Source organism: Bacillus cereus group sp. BfR-BA-01330, assembly GCF_022663885.1.
Taxonomy (GTDB): domain Bacteria; phylum Bacillota; class Bacilli; order Bacillales; family Bacillaceae_G; genus Bacillus_A; species Bacillus_A cereus.
This window is the reverse complement of record NZ_JAKUGK010000006.1, coordinates 103055-126804: the sequence shown is the minus strand read 5'-3', so window position 1 is coordinate 126804 and position 23750 is coordinate 103055. Positions and strand designations below refer to the sequence as shown.

The following is a 23750-nucleotide window of genomic DNA, read 5'->3' as shown; positions in this document are numbered from 1 at the left end:
AGGTTTAGGAAATAGAATGAATTTATCTTATAGTAATAAGAGAATTACCTGAATAAATGATAGTGAGAACAATTAAAGAAAGCATCTAGTGGGGTGCTTTTTTCTTTTGAAACAGAGAATCTCATGGGTCGGTTACATGTAATTTCGTGCTGTGCTTCTAGGTCATTGGAAAATCCAACAATAAAAAAAGAGGGGGAAGGTGTTTTTTATTGAAGTTTGTTAATGATAGATTTTTAACTTGAGAGGGGGATCGTAAAATAGATTATTAATCTCTTTGGTAATTTTTATTTTCCTTATAGTTGGCATATTGTATTAGAAATTTTAAATTTTGAAGGGAGAATCAATAGGTATGGGTAAGAAAAGAAGAATAAGTAATAAGTTATTACTTATCAGTGCAATTTTTACAATAGCAATTCCTTCAGTCTCATATGCGGAGGAAGTAATTTCACCTGAAAATTTTACGAGTTCTTCAAGTTTGTATGAGGGACGGAATACGGAAGTATTGAAAACAAGCTTATATCCTGATACATATAACTATCCGTTTAACTACCAATTTAGTTCGAAATTAAAGGAAGCAAACACAACTATAAAAAAAGTAGACAATAGTGATGATGAAAATCCTATTATATCTACTACTCTTTCATTTATTCGCCATATGAATAGTGAAGATTATAAATCTGCATTTGATTTAACCTCAAGGTCATTACAGAAAATAATATCCGAAGAATGGCTGAAAAGCTATTGGGAGGGACTCCCAGTGCAATTACAAGCAGGTTCTTTTATAGAAATTGGAGAGGTTACACAAAAAGAGACAAATCCTGTTCATACAAATGTGGAGATTCAATTAGTTTTTGAAAAAATGACTGTACCTTTACTAATTAAACTAGATCCATCTGGAAAAATAGACGATTTTCAACTCAGCATGTCGTTTAGTCCTGTTGCAGAGCGTCCATCATATAGTAAGCCTGAGTCATTTGTTGATAAAGAAGTAGTAGTTGGAAGTGGTGCATTTCCATTACCAGGAACATTGTCGGTTCCAAAAGGAAAGGGTCCTTTTCCAGCGGTTATTCTTGTTCAAGGATCAGGAGCAACTGATCAGGATGAAACAGCGTTTGCTTTAAAACCATTTCGCGATTTAGCTGAAGGTCTTGCATCGAAGGGAATTGCTGTCCTTCGCTATAATAAAAGAACTTATGAACATGGGTTGAAAACACAATTCAGTCCCTTTTATACAGTTGATAAAGAGACAACAGATGATGCTCTTCTTGTAACTCAATTTCTTAAAAATGAGCCTCTAATAAATAAAAATCAAATTTATATTTTGGGTCATAGTCAAGGTGGAATGATGCTTCCGAAAATGATTGAAAAAGACCAAAATAAAAATATTGCTGGAGCAATTGTAATGGGAGGGCCAGCTCGTACGATCCAAGACGTTGTTTTAGATCAATTTGAGTACCTTTTCTCTATTGGAGCAATGAACCTGGATCAATATAAATTCTACAAATCGCAATTTGAATTATTAAATGATCCCAACTTCTCTGGTCAGAATCCCCCAAAAGATTTTTACTTAGGGTCAGCAGTATTTTGGGATTCTATACGGAAAATTAAAGCGGCAGAAATGTCAAAAGAACAAAAGACACCGCTTCTTATTATTCAAGGAGAAAGAGACTATCAAGTTCAATCAAAAATTGAAATTCCTCTTTGGAAAGAACAATTAAAAGAACGAGATAACGTAGATTATCGACTATATCCAAAGTTAAATCATTTCTTTACAGAGGGTGAAGGGGAAATAAGTAAGCCAAATGAATATTATAGTCCTGCTAATATCCCTGAGTATGTTATAAATGATATTGCTGCTTGGGTGCAAGGCAGATCGCAATTAAATTAGCAACCATATGTTTTAATAAAAACTTTCTTTCCGTAATCAAAATAGAAATATTTTGATTAGGTTATATGTTTTTTAAAAGCACTCTTTAAAAAGGAGTGCTTTTTTATTTTTCTATGATTTCTATAAAACAATGGGCTTACCTTCCAAACAAATCGTTATTTGGAGCGCTTTTATCAAAGCAAAGTTCTTGTGACATTTCTTTGATATTAAAAACATGAATAACCTATTGTATGAAATTTTTTGAAAATTTAGGTTTAACATCTTTAAAATAGGTGTATTACATATTACATAACAACTAAATAAAAAATAAAAAATCTAAAGGAGGAAAGATACCATGCATACGAATGAAAGAAAAACGGTAGTTTATGAATATCAAAATGAACAGGAAGTAGTTATGAAAGTAAAAGAGCTAGAATTGCAAGGGGTTCGCCACGATGACATTTATGTTTTAGCACATGAAAAACATATAACAAAAAGGATTGCGGATGATACAAACACAAATACGATTGGAGTAAAAGAACAAGGATTGGGAACAAGTATTATCAACTTTTTCTCCAAAAAAGGGGACGAACTTCGAAATCAAATGGAAGAAATGGGGTTGTCGAAGGAGGAAGCTAACTTATATGAAGAAAAACTAGATCAAGGGAAGATTTTACTCCTAGTAACAGCTGAAGTACCAATGGCGAATGCTAGGCAGCCGCAAAACTATCATTCTCTGTAATAGATTGCAACATCTGATAAATAGGTAAGGTAATTATTTTAGGTTGTAGCATGGAGGAAAATAAAAATAGAAAAGGATGAGAAAAATGAAACATACAATATTTAAATATACTGTAATTGGAATTACGACCGGAGTCATAGTCTCCCTATTAAAAAAAGAAAATCGGAAAGCTATACAAACAAAAGGAAAAAGCGTAAAAGAAAAACTACAAGAAGGAAACATAAAGGAAACATTGGAGAAGGTAACTGAGACAAGTAAACAATTTTCTGTAACTGCAGCTAATGTTGCAAAACAAACATTACCACAACTGCTTACAGCCACACCAGTTGTCATTTCTACCATTAAAGACTTAACAGAAAACGAAAATAACAAAAAGAAAACAGATGAAAAGGATTACGAAATAAATGAAAATAGTAAGAACTTAGACGGGGAAAAAACGAAAAATGAAAAGAAATATGTGAAAGAAGGGAAAGAAGAGAGTGCCTAGATGTAACTCTAAAAATAGAAAGTGAGGAAAAAAGTATGAAATCTCTGTATGCAATTGATGTAGGAATTGGCTTTACCAAAAGGGCATATCGCCAGGATGTAGATTCTGAGATGACGGTTAAGAGTGAAGCTTCCACACTAGCCCCTGTACCTAATCATGCTGAAAGTGAAGATTTAACAAAGGTAAGTTTTATAGACTTAGACTTTGCATACTACATGGGAAATGAAGCACATCAATCTGACGCTTCATTTCTTCCTCCATTTGACGAAGAAATAGAAAATTATTATGAAAGCGAACGATTTAAACAACAAATATTTGGTTGCATTGCAAAGGATTATAAAGAAAATGTCGTGTTACCTTTAGTTGTTACCGGGCTTCCCATCAGTTGTTTTGGTAGTCAGCATGAGCAATTACAACGTGCACTAAAAAAAGAAACTTCCGTGCAAATTGATGGGAAATTTATTCATATTACGGTGGAAAATGCTTTGATTCTTCAGCAACCGGTCGCTTTACATGCCTATTTCTTAAAAGAGGGAATCATTCAGGAACGAGATCGCATCTTAATTATTGATGGTGGATTTCGCACATTAGAAATGACAGATATGAAACAGAATCTCATTTTAAATCATTATGAGACGGAACTAGGATGTAGCAAGCCTTTGAAAAATATTAAGAATATCGTGCAGAATCATGAGGGTGAAAGTAATCAATTGCATATTAACGACATGCCAAACATATTAGAAAAAGGATATGAATGTCGAGAAGAAAATCCTGAGACAAGTCAGGTTCATACTTTGATTCAAAAAGAGTTGGATGCACACTTCCAAGACGTTGTGCGTGTATTACAAGAACAATTTACGTTAGAACAGTATGATACTATTATTTGGACAGGAGGAATAGTAGATCTCCACAAAAAACGAATTAAAAAAATGCAAAGTGAAATTTCTTCTTTCCGTATGGTAGACGCTTCGAAAGAGGCTGCACTTCATGGATACTACATTATTGGGAGTCAAGTATTTGACGACATCACCAATCAATCTGCATATGAATCCAAATTATAATAACGACTGAAATGGAGTTCGTTGAATAGACGTGCCAAATTATGTAGCTTCTTTTCCACATATAATAAATTCTTTATAAGAAAAGATAAAAAGTGCTTGTATAGAGGAAATGTTTAAAATTGAGAATGAAAATAACTAATATAGGGGGTCTTCCTTTTAAAAGAATAAGGCCTCCTATGTCATTTATTTTGTAATTTAGATGATCTAAAAACTTTTCCTCCAAGACATGAATACCTACATACAAATGTCATATTACGGTTATGATTCGATTAAACATAAAACAATTTAGAAAGGAAGAATAATATGGAATGCATAAAAATGACGAAATGGAGTTGGTATCATGTGAAAACTAGTGAGCTTGAAAAACTTTCTTCTATAATCCCTCGTGATGTAACATCTTATTTCTCTCAATTTGTAAAGAAAATAAGTTCTCCTTGTGAAAATGGATTATATGTTTATACGTTATCACCAAGTCAAACTTGTGTATATGGTTCGTTTTTATATGATCAAGATAAAAAGGACGCCAAAATTCAAAAATTTCTTCATTATTTCGTAGCTCATGGAATACTGATAACAGTTCAGGAAAAAGAGGAAGAGGATTTCAAAAAATTAATACATAATTTCCCTATGGGTACAAAAAATTGTAATAGTTCCGCTGAAGGATTATGTGCTATCTTATCAATGTTTATATCTCATTATTTGCGAAAGGTTGACTACTTTGAAAACAATTTCAGAAATGTATTATGGGATTTTTATCATCATAATAACATAGCAGTTTTAGAAAGGATTTATCATATTCGTCATGAATTATTTATGAACACACACGTGTTTCGCTTAATACAAGAAGTGTTACAAGGCCTAAAAGAAGCTTGGTTAGAAAAACTAACAAACACCCTTTGTTATAAACAAACAAGCGTAAAATTAGAGCGTGGATTACAACTCGTTAAAGAGTACCAAGAAGAATTAGACACGATGATTCATTTGCAAGAAGTTGTTTCTTCTCATCGTGGGAATGAAATTATGAAAGCTCTTACTGTATTAACTGCTGTGAGTACGCCTTTGACAGCCTTAGGAGCATTATGGGGTATGAATTTTAAATACATGCCTGAACTAGAATGGAAATATAGCTATTTAATCGCTCTCTTATTTATTATTTTCACAACAGGGGGGATGTATATGTATATGCGATTCAAAGGATGGACAGGTGACTTATTACGAGTAAAGAAAAAGAAATCTTTTTTTAAATCTAATTAATCCTGTTTATAAAAAATATGATAGATATATGATTTGTAATATTTATTAATCGAGATAGTACCATATCCCCATCAAGTTAAAGTTTTGATGTCCCCGTAATGATAAAAATGGTGAATATTTATATGAAAGATTAGAGCTCTCCTTCCTGTAGGAGAGCTCTAATCTTTGTTTAAAAACTATATCATATACTCTGAAATTTGTCCGGATTCAATTTAGAATATGGCAAAAGAGAACTTGCCATTAAAAACAAGCTCTCTTTAAAAGAAATAACGTAATTGAGATACTTATATAGTAACAATTGTTTTCTTCTAATTCCATATGTCATATGTTGAGAAATAAATTATGATTGGATTGATAAAGCTAAAATGAATGATTGACATAATATTTTGACGATAATATAATGAATCTCGAATTCAAGATAACTTGTAAAGGATTGGTAATTATGAGCGTGATTAACGATGAGAGCTTATCTTTAAAGTTATTTGTTATATTATCAAGGGCAGTACAGTCAATTACTAAGCGTATTGAAGAGGATATAAAAAGTTATGGACTTAATCCAACTGAATTTGCAGTGCTTGAGCTACTGTATAGTAAAGGCGATCAGCCTATACAAAAAATTGGAGACAAAATATTACTTGCAAGTAGTAGTATCACGTATGTAGTGGATAAGTTGGAAAAGAAGCGGTTCTTAATACGAAAACCATGTCCTAAAGACCGCCGTGTCACGTATGCGTCAATTACTTCAGAAGGTATTGAATTGATGGATATTATTTTTCCTCAGCATAAAGAGGCGATTCGGCAAATATTTGGTGGTTTGGACTATATTGAGAAAAAAATGATAATCGAAAAGTTGAAAAAATTAGGGTATTATGCACTCGAACTATAAATTTTTAGAAATATATCTCGAATTAGTAATGTCCTAATTAAATATAAATTAAATAAATAGGAGGAAAAATTAATAAATGGTAGTAAATTTATTATAATACAAAATGAATAAAACATGTAATTTCAATTGGTATAGTATGAAATAAAGTTGTTATGTTAACGTATACATATCGTCCTTTAAATTATAAATCTTTCATAAAGCGGAGAGTGGGTATCAAGAATGGAATTACGTCATTTAGAGTATTTTATTCAAGTTTGTAATAATAATAGTTTCACTAAAGCTGCGGAAGTTTTAGGTATTTCACAGCCGACTTTAAGTCAACAAATACGAGTTTTAGAAGGTGAACTTGATACACCCTTGTTTCATCGAGTTGGAAGAGGTATCAAAATGACAGAAGCGGGTAAGCTGCTATTTGATAAAGGAAAATTTATCATGCAACAATTTGATGACGTTTATAATGAAATTTTTGAATTAAAGGGTGTAAAAAGAGGTGTAATTACTATAGGAGGTTTATTAGAGGATCTCACTTATTTAACACCTTATATTATGAAGTTTCAACAACATTATCCCAACATCGTAGTAAAGATTATAGAATCTGAAGTTGCTGTAAATCAAATCGTTGACAAAAATATTGATTTCGGGATTACACGTAGTGCTCAAATTCCAGACACATTAACAAACACCCTTTTGTATAGTGAAGAGCTCGTCCTTGTCATTCCCAAAAATCATCCTTTGAATGAAAAATCATTTGTTTCTTTTCGAGAATTAGTAGGGCTGAGTAGGATAATGGTTTCATGTAGTTGTCGTGAATCTATTAAGATATATTGTGAGAGTTTAGGGTTATCTTTATCTGAAGCAAATATAGAAACAAAATCTTCTATTTCTCTATTGAGCCTTGTATACAATGGACATGGGGTTGCCATAATACCTCTTTCACTGGTTAACTTTGTTAATAATGATACTTTGAGCATAGTTCGTATTACTGACCCAACACCAAGCCAAGATATTAATCTTATTCACTTTGATGATAAATTTTTAAGTTTTGCAGCACGTATCTTTATGCAGAAGTTAAATGATTCGCAAAAAGTATCAGTGTAATAGAAATAATAATGATCCTAGTGTAACAATTGAAAAAATTAAAATCTATATTAAAGTCGAAGGACAGTGGATTTATATGTGTGGTGTAGTCGATCAAAAAGGGGGATACCATTGACTTTTAATTAAGGAAAAAAGGACAGACTTTGCAAGGAGAGAAGGCTATCAAAAACAAGTTAAGTTAATCAATCAATTCTTCGGTCTTATCGCATAGTAACAGATTCCATGTAGGGATATACACTGCTATTTTGAATTTATATATCCTTATTGTAGAAAGAAAACCACCGGCATTATACCGGTGGTTTTGATTTAGAAAGCAAAGCAAGTACAACCAATACCCCATTTAGTTCCATCTTTTCCTATTACGGTATGAGTGTGTTGATGGAGAGGGTTACTACAACTATGTAACTTGTTATCATGGGAATCGTGAGAAAGTATAGTGTTGGCTAGGTTAGCACCACCATAACCATAAACGCCCGTCGGTGACCAATCAGGTGATGCTGGCGGCAATTCAGGTGATAAGTTTTTAAATTCATTATTTCCATAAACAACCTGCCCACCCATAATGGTGAGCAATGATTCGAGGTCTTTGATTTCTTCTTCCGGCACAGTAAAGTAGTCAGCAGACAATACAGCAATATCAGCAAACTGACCTACTGCCAGGGTTCCTTTTTTACCTTCATCGCCAGAGAACCACGCACTTCCTTTTGAATATAATTCCAGGGCTACTTTTCTATCAAGTTTATTTTTTTTATCGTATATGGAAAGCCCACCAATGGTTTTTCCAGCAACCATCCAGTAAAGAGCAACCCAAGGGTTATAGCTGGAAACCCTGGTTGCATCACTACCGGCGCCAACAGGTATACCAAGGTCTAACATACGATAAATCGGAGGAGTATGCTTTGCAGCTTCCTTTCCGTATAAGTCAACAAAGTATTCACCTTGAAAAGCCATGCGGTCTTGGATGGCAATACCGCCATTTAAAGCCTTAACACGTTCCATACTACGATCTGAGATTGTTTCTGCATGATCAAACCACCAGCGTAGCCCATTAAAAGGAATTTCTCTGTTAACTTCCTCAAATACATTTAAGAAACGTGTGATTGACTCGTCATAAGTTGCATGTAAACGGAATGGCCAACGGTTTTCCACCAATAGAGAAATTACTTTCTTTAAGTCGGCTTCCATTACTGTAGCTAGTTCGGGCCGTGGCATTTGAAATTTTTCAAAATCGGCTGCCGAGAATACTAACATTTCTCCGGCACCATTCATTTTATACTTATCATTTCCTTGACCGGGAGAAACAATTTTTGCCCATGAAGCAAAGTCTTCATATTCATGATTAGGATTTTGCGTAAATAGATTATAAGCAATACGCAAAGTTAATTGTTCCTTCTCGGCTAAATGTTCAACAACTTTGTAGTCATCAGGGTAATTTTGGAAACCACCACCTGCGTCGATGGCACTTGTAATACCTAATCTATTTAATTCACGCATAAAATGGCGAGTTGAGTTAATCTGGTCGTCAAGATTAAGTACTGGAGCTTTACCCAAACTTGAATAAAGAATAGAAGCGTTAGGGTTAGCAATTAAAAGGCCCGTTGGATTACCTCTTTTATCCCGCTGAATTAAACAGCCTGGAGGGTCTGGGGTATCTTTCGTGTATCCCAGTGCACGTAGCCCTGCACGATTTACAAGTGCTCTATCGTAAAGATGTAGCACAAAGACAGGCGTGTCTTCAGAAACAGCATTAATCTCTTCTAATGTTGGCATCCGTCTCTCTTTAAATTGAAATTCAGACCAACCTCCAACTACTCTTACCCACTGAGGAGCAGGTGTACGCCTTGCCTGTTCTTTGAGCATTTCTAGAGCAATAAAAAGTGATGGCACGCCTTCCCAACGTAATTCCATATTATAATGCAGACCACCACGAATCACGTGTATATGGGAGTCATTCAGGCCTGGAATAGCTCTCTTTCTTTTAAGGTCTATTTTTTTTGTTTTTTCCGTGGCACTATTAAGAAGCTCATCTCCACCTACTGCAGTGACTAAACCATCAGTTATGGCGATAGCAGATACCTCAGGCTGAGAAGGGTCAAGGGTAGTAATTTTTCCGTTATATAAGATCATATCCGGTAAACTCATGTTCACACCTCGTCTACTTTCTATTATTTTGTAACCATGGATGAAATAATTTACCGAAAATCGGCATGACTACCCATGATAGCAAGGACACTATACATACAGAAACAAAAAAAGCTGACATAATAGGATTCATATGTTTTATAATAGGTCCTATCACTTTAGGAACTAACATGCTAAGAGGCCATACACCCAGAAGGGTAACGATAGACATTTTCCATTTTGGCGGTGGAACTGGCGTTTTCGGAGTAACAAACCAATAAGCCAAACTGCTTTCAGTTTTGTAAGTTGGATTAGTGGCTTGAAATTGCTCCGCCGTTTTTAACAAATCCCGGCGAACATCTGATTCTTGCCAAGTACGTAGATGCTCATACGTATCAAAGCGAAAAATAACAGTATACTCTCTGGATTCGTTACTTGGGACTATTAGATTTACACCTAAATGTCCTGGGAATTTAGTAGCCGCAGCCTCAATTTCATGTCTCCATGTTTCAAACTGTTTTTCTCTACCTTCTTGAATTTCCCATGTAACAATCGTTGTTACTGGATTGCCAGCATCCATCGTGTTCCCTGTATAAGTCTCTTCGACAGCTACTCCTTCTTGTTTCATATTTTCCTGCTTGGAAGCGCGCCATGCACCATAGTATATGCGTATTCTACACCTTGACCATAAGCACCAGTGTGTTCCTTTACAATCTCCATTACAGCATCATAAGTGTCTTTGTGTGCCCAGTCACGTTGGTATTCAAGTAAAACTTGAATTGCTGTCACTGGAATTGCACCAGCTTGTTCTACACGACGCATAGCAGCGTTATGTGCTGTCAAACTAGTACCACCTGAAGCATCATCAACTGCATATACCTCATAGCCAGCTTTAATTGCTTCAAGCACAGGGAATGCAAGGCAAACTTCAGTCCAAAGTGCTGCAAATATTAATTTCTTTCTACCGGTTGCTTTAACTGCCTCAACAAATTTCGGATCTTCCCAAGAGTTCATTGAACTACGTTCTATAATTTCATGGTTTGGGAATATATCAAGAATTTGTGGCCAAAAATAACCAGAAAAGCTGCGTGTTTCAACTGTAGTAAGAATAGTAGGTACGTTAAAAGTTTTTGCTGATTTAGCAAGTAGCATAACGTTATTAATCAATGTTTGTCTATCAATACTTGCAACTCCAAAAGTCATTTGAGGTTGAAAATCAATTAAAATTAAGGCACTGTTCTCCGGATTTAACAATTCTAAATTACTCATAATAAAACGCTCCTTTTTCAATTGTTTATTGAAAGTAATGTATCTTCTGTCAATTGAAGCTCTACTATACTTTTTAATTTAAATTTAGTGCTGATTTAATCAGCACTAAATTTATACTATCTACTTTAAAAAAGGTGATTTAAAGCTATTTCCTTGAGATACATTTATGCATTTTGTTTACTAAGATCTCGCTGAGCTCCTCTATAGCTTCCAATTATATTTTGATAGCCTGGAAGATTGCTAGCAAGCAAATTGCCAAAACCTTCGACATCGTTGCGCCAATCGCGTTGTAATTCGCAAGCTACGCTAAACCAGTTCATAAGTTGCACGCCACTATGTGCCATACGTGTATTGGCAGCATCTGCAACTTGTTTACTGAAAGTTCCTGAAGCATCAGTAACAGCAAATACTTCATATCCAGCTTTTATAGCGGAAAGTGCCGGGAAAGCAACACAAACGTCCGTAACTACGCCTGCGATGATAAGTTGTTTTTTTCCAGTTTCTTCGATTGCTTTTACAAAATCATCATTATCCCATGCGTTAATTTGTCCAGGTCGAGCTATTTTTGGTGCATGAGGAAAGAGATCAACCAATTCTTGCATTAAAGGTCCATTAGGCCCGTTTTCAAAACTTGTTGTTAAAATAACTGGTAAATTAAAAAACTTAGCAGTATGAGCAAGAGCTAAAACATTGTTCTTGAATTCATCAACACCATAGTCACGTACTAGTCCGGACATAAGACCAGTTTGATGATCTACTAAAAGCACAACAGCATCATCTTTGTTAATACGAGAATAGAGATCAGTCATTATGTATTCCTCCTAAAAATTAAGTAATCGAAGAAAGTTTAAATAGTCGGATACTATCATAAGTTTCTTCGTTTATAACTAAGCTGACCAATAATATTGGTTATAGCAGCATTCGCAGAACATGAAGTGCTATACAAATTTATAGTATTTGAAAACTGATTCGTTAATCAATTCTAAATTATCTATAATTCGTATAGGTCGTAACTATAGTTGTTTTCACTATAAAATAGATTGGTTTTACCTATACATCCTATAGATAGAACGATATTGATAGTCACCTATTTTTGTTATTACAATTGAATAGGAGTAATGTTCAGTAATTATTTTATGATGCAAAAGGTATTAGAGGGGGGATTGTTCCAAAAGGAGAAAATGAATGCATTGGAACAATAGAGTTTCATACTTAGAATTCACAACATAAACGTGCATGAATAGGTTATGACGTTCATCCAGATTATTGAATAAAAGGATACATATTGGAATATTTTTGGGAGGTAGAAGCATGGCTAAAATTACTGTAGGAACCGAAAAGCAAGAACCAATTGAGATATATTATGAGGATCATGGCACAGGAAAACCAGTTGTACTCATTCATGGTTGGCCGTTAAGTGGTCGATCTTGGGAATACCAAGTTCCCGCTCTTGTTGAGGCTGGATACAGAGTTATAACATATGATCGTCGAGGATTTGGACAATCATCTCAGCCGTGGGAAGGGTATGAATATGATACCTTTACTTCTGATTTACATCAACTATTAGAACATTTAGAGCTTCAAAATGTCACACTTGTTGGTTTTTCTATGGGTGGAGGCGAAGTAGCCCGGTATATTAGTACGTATGGAACAGATCGTATTGAAAAGGCTGTTTTTGCTGGGGCAGTTCCTCCGTATTTATACAAATCAGAGGATCATCCTGAAGGGGCCTTAGATGATGCAACAATTGAAGCATTCAAAAGTGGTGTGATAAATGACCGCCTTGCATTTCTTGATGAATTTACTAAGGGATTTTTCGCGGCTGGTAATCGAACAGATTTAGTTAGTGAGCCATTCCGTTTATATAATTGGGATATTGCAGCCAGTGCATCACCTAAAGGAACACTTGATTGTATTACCGCCTTTAGTAAGACAGATTTTAGAAAAGACTTGGAGAAGTTTAATATACCTACTCTTATTATTCACGGTGATTCTGATGCAACTGTACCATATGAATATAGTGGGAAATTAACACATGAAGCAATTCCTAATTCTAAAGTAGCCTTAATAAAGGGTGGTCCACATGGGCTAAATGCAACGCATGCTAAAGAATTTAATGAAGCACTCCTATTATTTTTAAAGGACTGATTACAACTATATAATTGTTAGTTGATAAATTATAAATAAGTAAAAAATAAAGCTTTATAAAAGATGCTCTTGGATAAATCCAGGAGCATCTTTTTAAATGGTGGTATTGATATGTTAGGTTGATAAATCTTCATTAGTTTCGAATTGAATATTCTTCTTAACAGCAAAAATTTATTGTTTAGAGTTTTTTTAGGTCTTTTAGATGTATTGCTATATTACTATCAAGATAATATTTCTTCCTCAAAACAAAGAAACGTACATTTTTTGAGGAAGAAATATCTTGTCAGAAAACAATAAAATCTTATTAATTTTTATAATTGGTAGAATTTTTATGGAAATAATTCTCTTAATATATTAAAATAACATCGTATTATGTCAGATTTTAATTAGGGGAGAGAAATTTTATGTTGAAAAAAATTATTCCAGTTGCTTTAGCATTAAGTACAGTTACTTTTACTAGTGTATTTGCTGCGCCTTCAATCCAAGCAAGTACAGAACAAAATCGCTACATAGATGTACAAATGCTCGGTATTAACGATTTTCATGGGCAACTAGACACTGTAAAAAAAATTAACAATAAAGATGCAGGGGGAATTGAGTACTTAGGGGCTTATTTACGTGATCGTGAAAAACAAAATCCAAATACATTAAAGGTACATGCTGGAGATGTTGTTGGAGCAAGTACTCCTGTTTCAGCATTATTACAAGACGAACCTACAATTGAATTTCTAAATGATTTGAAATTCGATGTTGGAACGATAGGAAATCATGAATTTGATGAAGGTGTTGAAGAAATGAACCGCCTTATTTATGGTGGATACCATGAGAAAACAGGAAATTTTAAAGGAGCAAAATTCCCATATGTTGCTGCAAATTTCTATAATAAATCCACCGGTCGTTTATTTTTACCACCATTCACTATAAAAAAGGTACAAGGAGTTCCTGTTGGCTTTATCGGAGTCGTAACAACGGATGTTCCTAACCTTGTTATGCCTACTATGCTAAAGAATGTAGAAATTACAGATGAAGTTGAAGCTATTAACAAATCCGTAAAGCAATTAAAAAAACTAGGCGTTAAATCTATCGTTGTTCTTGCACATAACGGAGGTATAACAGATGGGAACGGCGTAACAAATGGTGATATCGTCCGATTAGCAAATGAGACTGATCCAGAAGTCGATGTTATTTTTGGTGGCCATAGCCACACCTATGTAAATGGAACTGTTAATAATAAACTTGTCGTACAAGCAAATTCTTATGGTATGGCTTTTGCTGATGTTGATGTAAAGATTGATCGTAAGACACAAGATATTGTTGAGAAAAAAGCAGAAATTGTTACAACTTATCATGAAGGCATAGAGCCTGATAAAAAAATAAAGAAGAAGATGGAGAAATATCAAGCAAAAATCGCACCTCTTGTTAATGAAGTTGTAGGTAAGTCTATCGCTCCACTAGATCGCAAACAAAATATGGCTGGTGAATCTACTCTTGGAAATTTAGTTGCTGATGCTCAGCGTACAACAATGCAATCCCAAATTGCACTTATGAATCCTGGTGGTATTCGTAATGACTTAGATGCTGGTGATATTACATGGGGAGAGATATATGGTATTCAACCATTCGGAAATCAATTAATAAAAGTAAATTTAACAGGTCAAGACATTCGTGATATTTTAAATCAACAATGGCAAAAAGACATAACAAGAATGCTTCAAATTTCAGGTATCCAATACACTTGGGATGCGAACAAGCCTAATGGAGAAAAAGTAACAAGTATTCGCTTAACAAATGGAGAAGAAATTATTCCTTCTAAAACTTACAGCGTCGTTGCGAACGCATTTCTAGCTTCAGGTGGAGATGGATTTGTATCCTTTAAAAACGGTAAAGATGCTGAAACAGGACCAACTGATTTTGAAGCATTAGTAGATTATATAAAAAAATCAAAAGAACCAATTCAGTCTATTATTGATGGAAGAATTCAAAAGATAAATTAGTTTTTTATTAATCTCAAAAACAACTAGATTACCTGTGCGCTATACTCTTTAGTGTGCAGGTAATCTATTTTTTTGATTTGAAATAGTCTAACTGTGGCCAATGGGTATACCGTCTAGATGCAGAGTGCCGAAAAAAATGAAGTGAACAAAAAATAACCCCTAAATTAACTCTATGATAAAGAGACTACAAACAATCAAAATTTGGAACTTCATATTAACCATATATTAACTACGTTAATAATACATACTGAAATTGAATACTTTAGATAACATCATTTATAACGAATATCTGTACATTATAATGTTATGCAATGAGGAATTTACAATACAATGAATTGAAGCTTATTTAGTTTTATATTCGTATAAGTGAATTAAGAATTTCTTAAGAACCTATTAAGAAATAAGTGAGTTTTAGGAACTAGAATAAATGTATCTTAACAGTAATAAGAAAATGAATGTTTTAAATGGAAGTTGGCAGAGTATGTCAAAAAGCTATAAGTAAATATTTCAGGAGGTTTTTTATGAAAAAGAAAATAATTATTGCAATTGTTGTTTCTGCTATAACAATGACTCATTTTGTAGGAAATACTTATGCAGATTCGAAAACAGAGGTTTCTGTTACAGCTCCCTATAATACAAATCAAATAGCGAAATGGTTAGAAGCACATGCAAAGCCTTTAAAAACAACTAATCCAACTGCATCTCTTAATGATTTGAAACCACTTAAGGATATGGTAGGTTCAGCTTCAATTGTAGGTTTAGGTGAAGCTACGCATGGGGCTCATGAAGTTTTTACGATGAAACACCGCATTGTTAAGTATTTAGTATCTGAAAAGGGCTTTACCAATCTAGTTTTAGAAGAGGGATGGGACAGGGCCTTGGAACTTGATCGATATGTTCTTACTGGTAAGGGAAACCCAAGCCAACATCTAACACCTGTATTTAAGACGAAAGAAATGCTAGATTTACTTGATTGGATTCGGCAATATAATGCTAATCCAAAACATAAACCGAAAGTACGTGTCATCGGGATGGACATTCAATCAGTAAACGAAAATGTTTATAATAATATAATAGAATATATTAAAGCGAACAATTCAAAACTGTTGCCTAGAGTAGAAGAGAAGATAAAAGGGCTTATTCCTGTAACAAAGGATATGAATACTTTTGAAAGCCTTACGAAAGAAGAAAAAGAAAAGTATGTTTTAGATGCTAAACAAATTAGTGCTTTATTAGAGGAAAATAAAAGTCATTTAAATGGGAAATCTAAAGAGTTCGTATGGATAAAGCAAAATGCTCGTATTATTGAACAGTTTACTACAATGTTAGCGACACCTCCTGATAAACCAGCGGATTTTTATTTGAAACATGATATTGCAATGTATGAAAATGCGAAGTGGACTGAAGAACATTTAGGAAAAACCATTGTATGGGGACATAATGGACACGTTTCGAAAACAAATATGCTTTCTTTTATATACCCTAAAGTAGCAGGGCAGCATTTAGCAGAATATTACGGAAAACGGTACGTATCTATTGGAACGTCAGTTTATGAAGGACAATACAATGTGAAGAATAGCAATGGTGAATTTGGCCCCTATGGAACATTAAAATCGGATGATCCAAACAGTTATAACTACATCTTTGGACAAGTTAAAAAAGATCAATTTTTTATTGATTTACGTAAGGCGAACGGCGTGACAAAAACTTGGTTAAACGAACAACATCCAATTTTCGCTGGAATAACTACCGAAGGGCCTGATATACCAAAAACTGTTGATATATCATTAGGTAAAGCGTTTGATATACTTGTTCAAATTCAAAAAGTGAGTCCATCTCAAGTACATCAATAAATTTAGAATCATGTGCCTTAATGACAAATTTCATAGTGTTTCATATAACACAATGAAATTTGTTTTATATAGCAAGAAGAATAATCGCATTAGAAAAAATCAGCAGTTTAACCTGTTAAGAGTAAAACGAATCTTACAATATGTAAAGCGCAAAAACACTGAAGCGAAAAGTATCGGTGTTTTTTGCGCTTTCGGGCACAGATGCTACTTCAATCCTATTGTAGAAGTGATTTTGTATGTAAGGAATTTGTAAGGAATAGGTAAGAAAAAAGAGATTTTCATTGTGTAGGATAAAAATATAAGGAGGCATGAAGGGGGGAACAAGTACGGCCTACATATAAAACAAATAATCAGTAACAAGAGTGTTTTAAGGAAAGGAAGTAATTTCTATGGTTAATATGTATGTGGAAAAAGAGTGATTTAGAGATTGTTAGAACACAATGGTGTTTGTGAAAATAATGATTAGTACGTTGATTGCAAATGCATTGTTGCCTTTTCATCATTTGGAGAATGGATAGCTGTGTGGTTCGTATATGACACTTCTATCAACTATCTATACAATTTTAATAGAAGAGAGGAATTCTTTATGAAAACACGCAGTAAAATTACATGTGCAAGTCTAGCACTTTTAATAGGTGGAAGTTCCCTGTTATACATAACACCAACATCAGTTGTAAAAGCAGAACCTACGCAAAATGTATCTAGTTCGTTACAAACAAGTACGCAAAGCGATCGTACTTCCGTTAAAAAAGCAATGCGAGATGAACTGCAACTTGGATACCCGGGAATACTCGCTAAAATTTCTAAGGGGGGTAAAACTTGGAGTTATACAGCTGGGGTAGCGGATCTGAAAACTAAGAAACCAATGAAAGCAGATTTTCGCTTTCGCATTGGCAGTGTGACGAAAACGTTCATTGCAACAGTTCTACTTCAATTATCTGGAGAGAACCGTTTGAATCTAGACGACTCCATTGAAAAATGGTTACCTGGTGTTATTCAAGGAAACGGATATGATGGTAACCAGATTACGATCCGGCAAATATTGAATCATACAAGTGGTATTGCTGACTATATAAATTCAAAAGACTTTGATATTACGGATATAAAAAAATCGTATACGGCTGAAGAATTTGTAAAGATGGGGATTTCACTTCCCCCAGACTTTGCCCCAGGAAAGGGTTGGTCTTATTCAAATACAGGATATGTAATACTAGGAATCCTTATTGAAAAAGTAACAGGAAACAGCTATGCGGAAGAGGTTGAAAATCGGATTATTGAACCGCTTGATTTGTCAAATACATTTCTACCTGGTAATTCAAGCGTGATTCCAGGCACCAAGCATGCCCGTGGCTATTTGCAACTAGACGGAGCGAGTGAGCTAAAAGACGTTACTTATATTAACCCAGGTAGCTCGGATGGAGATATGATTTCCACTGCTGACGACTTAAACAAATTCTTCTCTTACTTACTAGGTGGCAAATTACTGAAGGAACAGCAGTTAAAACAAATGCTTACTACAGTTCCTACAAATAGAGAGGGAACCGGATATGGTCTTGGAATACTTGAAATTAAGCTTCCGAACGGTGTCTCGGTATGGGGACACAGGGGGGGCGTTCCAGGGTTTTCCACTTTTGCTGGTGGAACACTTGGAGGTAAACATACACTCGCTATCAATTCGAACAGTTTAAACCTTAATAACCCGGAAGTTTTTAAGAACATTTTACTTGCTGAATTTAGCAAGTAGGAAAAACGGATAAATTTTGTCATTTGTAATTTCTATCGGAATGGATTACCGCTTGAAAGAGTTTAGAGGGATTAAGTATCTATAATTGTGTAGGAGCAGTATTTGCAAAATTAGAAATTGAACTAAATTTAACCATCAAAGATAATATTAGTGGGAAAAATTTGAGGGACATTAAGGATTTTGTGAAGAGGACTTCAAAAATGAAATAACATTGTAATAACTTTCTATTATTAATTGAAAGTTATTACCCTATAAATTCAGTTATTTATTATATAACTGAGTGCATAAAAAATGAACCAAACTCTATTAAACAACGTAAAAGCTAAAAGATTTTCGCTGTGAGAACATCTCAAAATATTAAATTGATGGTAACTTTGTTGTAGCTCTTTAAACATACCTATATTAAAACCCAAATATCTCAGCATTAAATTGAGAAATTTGGGTTTTTCTAAAGGAATCAATTTTTCAAAAAATTTTTAGAAATTTAAACATAAAGTATTGTATACATGTAAGTATGATTAAAAATGAAAAGTTGTAAATGCTAAATTTAATTAAATATGCCTTGCTCTCTTTAACATTGGCCTGAATGAATAGTTTATAGGAGATTACACTGGCTAAAGATGCGATGATTGTTCCGAGCCCTCCAATATTTACTCCTAGTAATAAAGCTTTCCAATCAGAAGTAAAGTTTGATAGAAGAATTGAAGTAGGAAAATTGCTAATCAATTGACTCAAAAATATGGAACTAAAGAAGACTGAAGTATCTCCTCTTAAATTAGCGCGAGCAAATGTCTCCAGTGCATCCGAATGTGAAATGTTTCCGATGAAAATAAAAAAACAGACAAAGGTTATTAGAAGAAAGTAATCGATCTTAAATAGTAAGTTTCTATCTAACGTAAATGCTGCTATCAATGTGACTATTAGTGCAATGTAATAATTAATGACACCAAAAATAGATGCAATGATAGTGATAAGTATTAAAATCCAGACGTTAGCTTTTTTTCGATTTTTCACGGTAATAACAGGTAGTTCTATTTTCAAATCTGTTTTTTGAAGTTTTTGAGTACATATAAATAACAAACTAATTCCAAGTACAGCTAAAAGCAGGATTGAACCTAAAAATGGGATGAGCTTAATTCCATAGTAAGAATATAGGTATAAATTTTGTGGGTTTCCCATAGGCATCAAGCTACTACCGATGTTTGCCGCAATTGTCTGCAGGATGATTGTATCCATCATGTTCATTTGTGTTTTTTTACTAATGACAAGTGTTATTGGTACAAAAGTGAGGAGAGCGACATCATTTGTTACAAACATGGAGCAAATAAAGCATAACAAAATTAGAATAATAGATATTGACCTGCTGTTATTGCATTTATTTAAAATGGCAACGGCAAGTTTGTCTAATATCTTTAGCTGTTCCAAGGCCTTAATGGCCACCATTAGATTAAATAAGCTAATTAACACTTCAAAGTTAATATATTCGATCTTTGGCGAATGTATTAAGCAGCTTACAATTGCTAGTATCAGTGAAATGGTAAGCACTAAATCCTTTTTTAAAAATTCGAATTTCATAAGGAGTCTTTTTTTATTTTGAACGAATACTATTTCTTTCACAATACACCACCTGTAATCTATGTTAGTAAATATACGTTTTTTGGGATAACTCGATATTGCTAGAAAAGAGGATGTCATAAGGTCCTAAATAAGAGTTTTGTAATGTTTCATCCCTTCAACAAAATCCTTTTTTTTCTTAGTGTCTTTCATGTTGTAAATATGTGCAATATAGACGAATCCAACTAGGGGGATTAATTGAGAAAACAAATGTTTTTTGTATGATACCATAAATAAATTAAATGCTTTTTTTTTTAATATTCTTATAATATCCTATTGATTCTTGATTTCAAATACTTTATATGAACTTCTAAAAGAGAAAAGGTATGCATGTTTTTATGAAGAAAATAGAGGCTTGTCAAGGGATAGGTAGAACAAAATCTGCGACGTTTGGATACTGTATAAAATTCACAAAATCTCAGTGTTTTTTAGATGAAAAAAACTTAAAATATTTTTTGTTTTTATAAAAATCTGTACTTTTTCGTAACATTCTGTACTTTTAATTATAAATTAAAGACAAGATTTTCTTAGTTGAATAGTGAAAGCGCTTTATAGAGTTTTCGCGAAGTTTTTACCTAGCCTATTTTTGAGATTAGTAGTGAGAAAGGAGATATTTCCATGTTCTTGAGAAGATTAACAAAAAACCACTTAATCACTATTGATTATTATGATTTAAATCACCGGTAAACGAAACAAACATAGTAGTACAACAATGTTAGTGGATAAAAATATTAGTTTTGCAGAAAGGGGTAGAGCATCCGTTTGTATAATCGTTAAGTACTTCAAAATTTCAGTTTTACGGTTACATGTTGTGATGTTTGCTTAAACAGGCCAATCCGATTCATATAGAAAATTTTTATCCTTGTTGTATTTGAATATGAAAGAGGTATTTATACCAGGAAATATAGGTGATTTTATATAGATTATGATAGATAAATTTTGGTATGGAGTGATGATATGGAAAGGTTTTTTGTAGATTTAGTCGGATCAACAAATGATTTTTTATGGTCTAAATTGTTAATTATTATGCTTGTTATTTGCGGAATTTATTTTACATTTAAATTGAATTTTGTACAGTTTCGAATGTTAAAAGAGATGGTCCGTGTATTAATGGAGGGAAAAAGTGGTGCTAAAGATCAAGTCTCTCCTTTTCAAGCGTTTTGTATTGGTATGGCAGCCCGCGTTGGAACAGGGAATATTACAGGAATTGCGATTGCAATTGCATTAGGTGGTCCTGGAGCTGTATTTTGGATGTGGATTATTTCTATTATCAGCTCGGCATCTAGTTTTGTCGAAAGCACATTAGCACAGATATATAAAGTAAAAGATAAAACTGGTTTCCGCGGTGGTCCATCCTATTATATGGAAAAAGGGTTGAATAAACGTTGGATGGGAGTATTATTCTCTATTTTAATCACAATTACTTTTGGACTTGTATTCAATTCAGTACAATCAAATACAGTTACAATTGCTTTTCAAAACTCATTTGGTACAGATCGTCTAACAGTTGGGATAATCATGGCCATTGCTTTCGCTGCGATTATTTTTGGTGGTGTACAACGTATTGCAAAAATGGCTGAATACAAGGTGGTATTTTTAGCGGTATTATACATTGGAGTTGCATTATTTGTTGTAGTTACCAACATATCAAAAATGCCGGAAGTTCTTTCTCTTATTGTTCAAAACGCATTTGGTTTTAAACAAATAGCAGGCGGTTCAATTGGTGCAGCACTTATGAATGGAGTTAAACGTGGTTTATTTTCAAATGAAGCTGGTATGGGAAGTGCACCAAACGTTGCCGCAACAGCAACAACAAGTCATCCGGTGAAACAAGGACTGATTCAAGCATTTGGTGTATTAACGGATACACTGATCATATGTACTAGCACTGCCTTTATTATTTTGCTGTCTGATGCATATAAACAACCGGGGTTAAATGGTATTGCACTTACACAAGCAGCATTAAGTGAACACATAGGTCCTTGGGCATCGGGTTGTCTTGCTATCTTTGTTTTTTTATTTGGATTTGGTGCGTTAATTGGCAACTATTATTATGGTGAAACAAATATTCGCTTCTTACATACAAGTAAAGTGTGGTTAATGATATACAGAATAAGTGTGTTGGCTATGATTGTATTTGGTTCTGTTGCAAAGATTCAAATTGTATGGGATTTAGCGGACTTATTTATGGGCTTTATGGTTATTATTAATTTAATTGCTATTACCTTACTTTCAAAAGTAGCATTTGCGGCGTTACAAGATTATATAAACCAGAAAAAAGCTGGTAAAGATCCTATTTTTTATAAAGAAAACATTAAAGGGCTTGAAAATATTGAATGTTGGGATAGTTATGAGAAAACTTCAAAAAAGAAAAGTGTGTAATAAGAAGGATATTCAGACTGCAATATGTCTGAATATTTTTCTTGGTTCTAGTGCAAATATTATTGATTATAGTAAAGAAAAAATCATTCTATATAAAGTTAATAGTACGGGGGAATATGATTAAATGATAAAGGATTCTAGCGTTCAAGTTGAGGGTCAAGAAAAAGTTTGCTTAGATCAATGGGTAGCTCATTATCGAACGTATGCAGCTAAGGGACGAAGCGCCAGTTATATTCCTGCTCTGGGGGAAATAAATGTATCGCAGTTAGGTATTTGTATAGTAAAGCCAGATGGAACAATGATAAAATCAGGAGATTGGGAGATACCTTTCACATTACAAAGTATATCAAAAGTAATCGGTTTTATAGCCGCTTGTTTAAGTCGCGGTATTTCTTATGTATTAGAACGAGTTGACGTAGAGCCAACTGGAGATGCCTTTAATTCAATTATTCGTTTAGAGATACATAAACCAGGAAAACCTTTTAATCCTATGATTAATGCTGGAGCAATTACGATAGCTTCACTTTTGCCAGGGACATCGGTGCAAGAAAAATTAGAATCTCTATACGTATTAATTGAAAAAATGATAGAGAAGCGTCCCGCTATTAATGAAATAGTATTTCAATCAGAATGGGAAACGGCTCATCGTAATAGAGCATTAGCATACTATTTAAAGGAGAACGGTTTTCTAGAATCAGATGTGGAGGAGACACTAGAGGTTTACCTAAAACAATGTTCGATTGAAATAAATACAGAAGATATTGCCTTAATAGGGCTTATACTAGCACATGATGGATATCATCCTATTCGCAAAGAACAAGTGCTCCCTAAAGAAGTAGCTAGGTTAACAAAAGCTTTAATGCTAACTTGTGGAATGTACAATGCTTCTGGAAAATTTGCTGCTTTCATTGGATTACCAGCTAAGAGTGGGGTATCGGGCGGAATTATGACACTTGTTCCCTCAAAATCTAGGAAGGATTTATCGTTTCAAGATGGATGTGGTATTGGTATTTACGGACCAGCCATTGATGAATATGGGAATAGTTTACCAGGAATTATGTTGTTAGAACATATTGCAAAAGAATGGGATTTAAGTATATTTTAAAAAGGAGCACAGATATTTTGGTGTTAGAGCGAGTCCAAAAGTGTTCAGACCTTATATTGTGTCTGAACATTTTTGAGTTATAAAGTATCTTTCTAAAGTAGAAGGGTGTAATGAATACTCACAAT

18 protein-coding genes are annotated in these 23750 nt (G+C 33.9%); 13 read left to right on the top strand and 5 right to left on the bottom strand.

Annotation, left to right across the window (positions count from 1 at the left end; genetic code table 11):
• Positions 1-349 precede the first annotated feature (349 nt).
• The 7 genes from MR112_RS18020 (at position 350) to MR112_RS17990 (ending at position 7395) form a co-directional block, all read left to right on the top strand.
• Positions 350-1888 (top strand): alpha/beta hydrolase, encoded by a 1539-nt coding sequence (locus MR112_RS18020; RefSeq protein WP_242245180.1) that lies wholly within the window; start codon positions 350-352, stop codon positions 1886-1888.
• Positions 1889-2222: 334 nt separating this feature from the next.
• Positions 2223-2609 carry a YflT domain-containing protein gene (locus MR112_RS18015; RefSeq protein ID WP_000557320.1) on the top strand — a complete coding sequence of 129 codons (387 nt, stop codon included), beginning with the start codon at positions 2223-2225 and terminating at the stop codon, positions 2607-2609.
• A gap of 85 nt (positions 2610-2694) precedes the next feature.
• Positions 2695-3096 (top strand): peptidase U61, encoded by a 402-nt coding sequence (locus MR112_RS18010; RefSeq protein WP_242245179.1) that lies wholly within the window; start codon positions 2695-2697, stop codon positions 3094-3096.
• Positions 3097-3131: 35 nt separating this feature from the next.
• Positions 3132-4157, top strand: a complete 1026-nt coding sequence (locus tag MR112_RS18005; protein ID WP_078186635.1) for a ParM/StbA family protein — start codon at positions 3132-3134, stop codon at positions 4155-4157.
• A 303-nt stretch (positions 4158-4460) separates the two neighbouring features.
• A complete protein-coding gene (locus tag MR112_RS18000; RefSeq protein WP_000388933.1) occupies positions 4461-5411 on the top strand; it encodes a magnesium transporter CorA family protein in 951 nt (316 codons plus the stop codon).
• Between the two features lie 442 nt (positions 5412-5853).
• Positions 5854-6297 (top strand): MarR family winged helix-turn-helix transcriptional regulator, encoded by a 444-nt coding sequence (locus MR112_RS17995; RefSeq protein WP_000111426.1) that lies wholly within the window; start codon positions 5854-5856, stop codon positions 6295-6297.
• Positions 6298-6516: 219 nt separating this feature from the next.
• Positions 6517-7395: a LysR family transcriptional regulator gene (locus tag MR112_RS17990; protein ID WP_000423187.1), complete on the top strand. Its 879-nt coding sequence runs from the start codon at positions 6517-6519 to the stop codon at positions 7393-7395.
• Positions 7396-7701: 306 nt separating this feature from the next.
• On the opposite strand, the gene MR112_RS17985 is transcribed toward MR112_RS17990, so the two are convergent.
• From MR112_RS17985 to ycaC, 4 genes are all read right to left on the bottom strand, one after another.
• On the bottom strand, positions 7702-9537 hold the full coding sequence (locus tag MR112_RS17985; RefSeq protein WP_242245178.1) for an amidohydrolase: 1836 nt from the start codon (positions 9535-9537) through the stop codon (positions 7702-7704).
• Positions 9538-9550: 13 nt separating this feature from the next.
• Complete coding sequence (locus tag MR112_RS17980; protein WP_000806860.1) at positions 9551-10144, bottom strand: antibiotic biosynthesis monooxygenase; 594 nt, start codon at positions 10142-10144, stop codon at positions 9551-9553.
• On the bottom strand, positions 10141-10785 hold the full coding sequence (locus MR112_RS17975) for a hydrolase (protein WP_000067162.1): 645 nt from the start codon (positions 10783-10785) through the stop codon (positions 10141-10143). The genes MR112_RS17980 and MR112_RS17975 overlap by 4 nt, the downstream gene beginning before the upstream one ends.
• 164 nt (positions 10786-10949) lie before the next feature.
• Positions 10950-11594 carry an isochorismate family cysteine hydrolase YcaC gene (gene ycaC / locus MR112_RS17970; RefSeq protein ID WP_000131227.1) on the bottom strand — a complete coding sequence of 215 codons (645 nt, stop codon included), beginning with the start codon at positions 11592-11594 and terminating at the stop codon, positions 10950-10952.
• A gap of 502 nt (positions 11595-12096) precedes the next feature.
• Between ycaC and MR112_RS17965 the strand changes: the two genes are divergently transcribed.
• The 4 genes from MR112_RS17965 (at position 12097) to MR112_RS17950 (ending at position 18524) form a co-directional block, all read left to right on the top strand.
• The gene (locus tag MR112_RS17965) at positions 12097-12933 is read left to right on the top strand and encodes a bromoperoxidase (protein WP_001074300.1); all 837 of its coding nucleotides are present in this window, start codon (positions 12097-12099) and stop codon (positions 12931-12933) included.
• Positions 12934-13337: 404 nt separating this feature from the next.
• Positions 13338-14927, top strand: a complete 1590-nt coding sequence (locus tag MR112_RS17960) for a bifunctional metallophosphatase/5'-nucleotidase (RefSeq protein ID WP_000913780.1) — start codon at positions 13338-13340, stop codon at positions 14925-14927.
• A gap of 521 nt (positions 14928-15448) precedes the next feature.
• Positions 15449-16780, top strand: coding sequence for an erythromycin esterase family protein (locus MR112_RS17955; RefSeq protein WP_017657506.1), 1332 nt, complete (start codon positions 15449-15451; stop codon positions 16778-16780).
• 586 nt (positions 16781-17366) lie between these two features.
• Positions 17367-18524, top strand: coding sequence for a serine hydrolase domain-containing protein (locus tag MR112_RS17950; protein ID WP_242245177.1), 1158 nt, complete (start codon positions 17367-17369; stop codon positions 18522-18524).
• A gap of 465 nt (positions 18525-18989) precedes the next feature.
• Here MR112_RS17950 and MR112_RS17940 read toward each other — a convergent pair whose 3' ends face one another.
• On the bottom strand, positions 18990-20141 hold the full coding sequence (locus tag MR112_RS17940) for an anion transporter (RefSeq protein WP_000659279.1): 1152 nt from the start codon (positions 20139-20141) through the stop codon (positions 18990-18992).
• Positions 20142-21095: 954 nt separating this feature from the next.
• Between MR112_RS17940 and MR112_RS17935 the strand changes: the two genes are divergently transcribed.
• Together MR112_RS17935 and glsA are read left to right on the top strand one after the other, a co-directional pair.
• Positions 21096-22520 carry an alanine/glycine:cation symporter family protein gene (locus tag MR112_RS17935; protein WP_000439275.1) on the top strand — a complete coding sequence of 475 codons (1425 nt, stop codon included), beginning with the start codon at positions 21096-21098 and terminating at the stop codon, positions 22518-22520.
• 124 nt (positions 22521-22644) lie between these two features.
• A complete protein-coding gene (glsA, locus tag MR112_RS17930; protein ID WP_000588656.1) occupies positions 22645-23625 on the top strand; it encodes a glutaminase GlsA in 981 nt (326 codons plus the stop codon).
• Positions 23626-23750 lie beyond the last annotated feature (125 nt).